We start from the raw sequence: 4510 nt of genomic DNA, 5'->3' as shown, positions 1-4510 counted from the left end.
CTGTTTCTTGAATTTTTTTGGCATCGTTAGCAGTTTCTTGGTCGCCTTCAATGACACTGATAGATAATTGATGTTTTAAATCATTAATGGTTCGCGTTAAGAGAGTTGTTTTCCCAGCACCAGGAGAACTCATTAAATTTAAGGCGAGAATATTTCGACCTTTAAACCATCCCCGATTTTGGGCAGCTATCAAGTTATTCTTTGCCAAAATATCCTGTTCTAAGGATATCGTTGTGTTGTGTATTTTGGCATGAATTTGAGACGCTTCTATATGAGTGTCGTGACTGTGGGAATGAGTGATGACAGTACCATCTGGTAGAGTGTGAGTATGATCATGATGGTTATGTTCAGCTTCACCTTTTTCTAGATTGGTAATTTTAGTTTCACCATCATCAGAACAACCGCAGGTTACACACATAATTCCTCTATTTCTATTTCTTTAATTTTCAGTTCTTCACCAGTAATTAAATCTAATTGCATGCTACCGCAGTTACAGATACCAAATGGTTTATCTAAATAAATTTCTGCACCGCATTGGCGACATCGCCCTAATCCAGGAATTTCCAAAATTTCTAATGTCGCTTCTTCTAAAGCTGTACCTTGAGTGCAAATATCAAAGCAAAATCGAATAGCGTCTGGCATAATGGCTGAAAGTTTGCCAATTTCTAATAAAACTCGCTGCACTTTTGCGCCTTTGGCATGTTCAGTCACAATTGCCACAATATTTTGGGTAATTCCAAGTTCGTGCATACTATAAAATCTATTAAATCTTAACAAATTCGTGGCAATTGGTCGCCTACCAACATATCAACAATCCTTTCAGCACCAAAAACTGTTTTTAATAATACGATACCTGGAGGTGAAAGAATAACTTCGCCAATAAGAGAAGCATCTTTGCCTGCTGGGTGTAATTTCATAGCTGATAAAACAGTTTCTGCATATTTAGCTGCTACCACCACAACTAACTTACCTTCATTAGCTAAATACAACGGGTCTAAACCGAGAATTTCGCAAACTCCGTTGACTTCTTCCCGCACTGGGATAGATTCTTCAAAGAGACGAATTCCTATATTAGAACTGAGGGCAAATTCATTTAGTACTGTAGCTAAACCACCGCGTGTAGCATCTCGCATAGCATGAATTTGGGGACATGTATGGAGAATATTTTCTACTAAACTATGCAACGGCTGACAGTCACTTTCAATATTAGTGTCTAAGGCTAATTCGCCACGGGCAATTAAAATTGCTGTCCCATGATTGCCTATTTCACCATTAATTATTATTGCATCTCCAGGTTGAATATTGTGGGCGGAAATACTAAATCCTCGCGGGATGATACCAATACCAGCAGTATTAATAAAGAGTTTATCGGCAGCACCACGATGTACAACTTTTGTGTCACCTGTGACAATTTGAATACCAGCTTTTTTTGCGGCTGCTTTCATACTGGCTGCGACACGCCGTAAGGTTTCTACTGGTAATCCTTCTTCTAAAATTACGCTACAAGTTAAATATAAAGGTTTAGCACCGCTTACAGCTAAATCATTAACTGTGCCGTTTATAGCTAGTTTTCCTATATCGCTTCCGGGAAAAAATAACGGGTCTACAACATAAGAATCTGTTGTAAATGCAAGTCTGTCTCCTTGTTGGAGGAGAGGGGCTAAGTTGAAGCTGGCTTGGTCTTCTAGTTGTGAGAGAATTGGGTTATCAAAATTGCTGATAAAGATATCATCTATTAAATCACGCATGGCTTTACCACCGCTACCATGTGCGAGAGTTATATGAGTGTCTTGCACTTTACTTTGGCGACGGCGGACTTGTTCTATTTTTTGGAATAAGGGATTTTGTATTGAGTTTGTGGGGGAAATATTCATATTAAAATTTTTTAAACGCAAAGGGACGCAGAGGGAAGCGCAAAGGTACGCGGAGTATTATTAGTCTGAGGAGAAGCCGCAGGCGGGGAGAGGTTCTTGAGTTATTTTTGGTTTTTGGGTGATTGTTCTTTTGGCAATGGTGGAGATTCGCCCATATTTGTAATAGGCTGCACAAGCGCCTTCGGAAGATACCATGCAAGTACCAATGGGTGTTTCTGGTGTGCAAGCTGTACCGAATACTTTACACTCCCAAGGTTTTAAGACTCCTTTGAGAATTTCTCCACATTTACAAGCTTTATGGTCGGCTACTTTGAGATTAGGAATGGTAAATTTAAGTTCGGCATCAAATTGGGCATATTCTGGTTTAATTTGTAATCCTGAATGGGGGATGTCACCTAAGCCGCGCCAATCAAAACTATCTCGCAGGGCGAAAACTTTATTTATGGCTTGCAGGGCTACTGTGTTTCCAGATTTTTGGACAATTCGGTTATATTGGTTTTCGACTTCACAACGATTTTCTCCTAGCTGTTGCAATAGCATCCAAATTGATTGGAGAATATCTAAGGGTTCAAATCCTGAGACGACTATTGGCTTATTATATTGTTGGGAAATAAATTTATAAGGGTCAGTGCCAATTACCATGCTGACATGGCCAGGCCCAACAAATCCATCTAGTTGTAAGTCGGGATTATCTAATAGTGCTTTCAGGGCGGGAATCACGAGGACGTGATTGCTAAACATACTAAAGTTATGAATTTTTTCGGCTGCTGCTTGCAGAATAGTGAAGGCGGTGCTGGGGGCTGTGGTTTCAAAGCCTAATGCGAAGAAGACTACTTCTTTGTCGGGGTTATCTTTGGCAATTTGCAGGCTGTCTAGGGGAGAGTACACCATACGGATGTCTGCACCTTGTGCCCTGGCTTGCAGTAAAGTGGTTTTGGAACCAGGAACTCGCATTGCGTCGCCAAAAGTGGCAAAAATGACGTTATGATTCTGGGAGATTGCGATCGCATCATCTAATCTCCCTTTTGGCATAACGCATACTGGACAACCAGGCCCATGAATTAGTTCGATGGTTTGGGGTAAAATTTCTTCGATACCATATTTAAATATGGAGTGGGTATGTCCGCCGCATACTTCCATGATTTTGATGGGTTTTTCTAGCTGGTTGCTTAATTTGGCGATTTCGCGGCGTATGGCTTCAGCTTTTTCAGGTTCGCGGAATTCATCAACATATTTCATAACGATTGGGGAATAGTTAATTTCGCTTTTGTGGTAAGGAGTTTTTTTACGAACCGCCAAGACGCCAAGAACGCCAAGGAAGAAAGAGGTGAGTTTTAAACCCTTTCTTTACGTCAGACAAGAAAAGTTTATTATTTAATACCATTTTTCTGTGAAGCTGCACTAAATCTCTTAATTTCTTATTTCTTGGCGTACTTGGCGCTCTTGGCGGTTCGTTCTTTATTTCTTACACTATAGGCGTATCTTCATACAGAATTGGTATAAATACTAATCCCTGCTTGTGCTGCTGCTAGTTCTTGAAATAGTTGTAATGTTTCTGCCGCTTCTTGTTCATTAATTCGATTCATGGCAAAGCCAACATGCACTAGTACCCAATCGCCAATACAAGCTTCGGGGGGATGTTGTTCATCTACGATACAAGCAATATTTACTTGGCGCTTAACACCACCAATGTTAACTATGGCTAATTTGTGGTTAACGTTGGTTATTTCTATAATTTGTCCAGGAATTCCTAAGCACATTTTTATTTTTTAAGATAAACTAACCGCAGAGTCGCAGAGAACACAGAGAATTATTTGTGAGAGAAATTTTGTCAAATATCAACACTCATTTACTAATTGTGCGGCTGCAATAACTGCTTGTCCTAAAGATAATCCGCCGTCATTAGCTGGAACTAAGCTGTGAGTAAGTACTTTTATCCCCAATGTTTGTAATCGTTTGCTAACTTGCTCTAACAATATACAATTTTGGAATACTCCTCCGGTTAGGGCTACCTGATAAATTAGATTTTCTTGAGAAAGATATTTAACCATTTGCACAATTGCGTTAGCTAAACCTTTGTGAAATTTGGCAGCCATAACTGGTTGGGAAATCTGCTGCTGTAAGTCATGGAGCAAGGCTTGCCACATTGGACGCGGGTCTATATAATAAATCTTATCTGAAAAGCTAAAGTTAAAAGGATAAATTAGCGTTTCTTTATCATTATTTAAGCTGCTTACATCTACTATAGCTTCCATTGCGATCGCAGCTTGTCCTTCATAGCTACATTCTTCTCTATAAATACCGATAGCCGCCGCCACTGCATCGAACAATCGCCCCACGGAAGATGCTGGAGGAGAGTTAATTCTTTTCTCAATAAGTTGATTGAGTAGTTTGAGTGGCTTGTTATCTAAAAATTTTATGATTTCTAAATCAGCATACTGTTGTTGACAATCATCCCAAAGGTTAGCAGCTATTAATTGGGCGTAGCTATTACGCCAAGGCTGATAAATTGCTTGTTCACCACCAATCATTGCTACTGGTTTAAATGTTGCTAGTCGCTGAAATTTCCGATAATCTGCTAAAAGAAGTTCTCCGCCCCAGAGTGTACCATCATCACCGTAACCTAAACCATCTAA

5 protein-coding genes and 1 pseudogene are annotated in these 4510 nt (G+C 39.8%); all 6 read right to left on the bottom strand.

Features of this window, described 5'->3' with window-relative positions:
* Positions 1-418: GTP-binding protein (locus tag LC574_RS27870; RefSeq protein WP_306422167.1), on the bottom strand; the 418-nt coding region annotated here is incomplete at its 3' end.
* A complete protein-coding gene (locus LC574_RS27865; protein WP_229456909.1) occupies positions 409-750 on the bottom strand; it encodes a hydrogenase maturation nickel metallochaperone HypA in 342 nt (113 codons plus the stop codon). The genes LC574_RS27870 and LC574_RS27865, both read right to left, overlap by 10 nt.
* 20 nt (positions 751-770) lie before the next feature.
* Positions 771-1874, bottom strand: coding sequence for a hydrogenase expression/formation protein HypE (hypE, locus tag LC574_RS27860; protein WP_229456908.1), 1104 nt, complete (start codon positions 1872-1874; stop codon positions 771-773).
* 60 nt (positions 1875-1934) lie between these two features.
* Positions 1935-3113: a hydrogenase formation protein HypD gene (gene hypD / locus LC574_RS27855; protein ID WP_229456907.1), complete on the bottom strand. Its 1179-nt coding sequence runs from the start codon at positions 3111-3113 to the stop codon at positions 1935-1937.
* A gap of 245 nt (positions 3114-3358) precedes the next feature.
* Entirely contained in the window at positions 3359-3634 is a 276-nt protein-coding gene (locus LC574_RS27850; protein WP_229456906.1) for a HypC/HybG/HupF family hydrogenase formation chaperone, read from the bottom strand.
* 78 nt (positions 3635-3712) lie between these two features.
* A pseudogene (locus LC574_RS27845) lies at positions 3713-4510 on the bottom strand (carbamoyltransferase HypF); the annotation flags it as partial.

The organism is Nostoc sp. CHAB 5715 (assembly GCF_020829685.1).
Lineage (GTDB): Bacteria > Cyanobacteriota > Cyanobacteriia > Cyanobacteriales > Nostocaceae > Nostoc.
The sequence above is the reverse complement of the archived record's forward strand: the minus strand, read 5'-3'. Positions and strand labels throughout refer to the sequence as shown.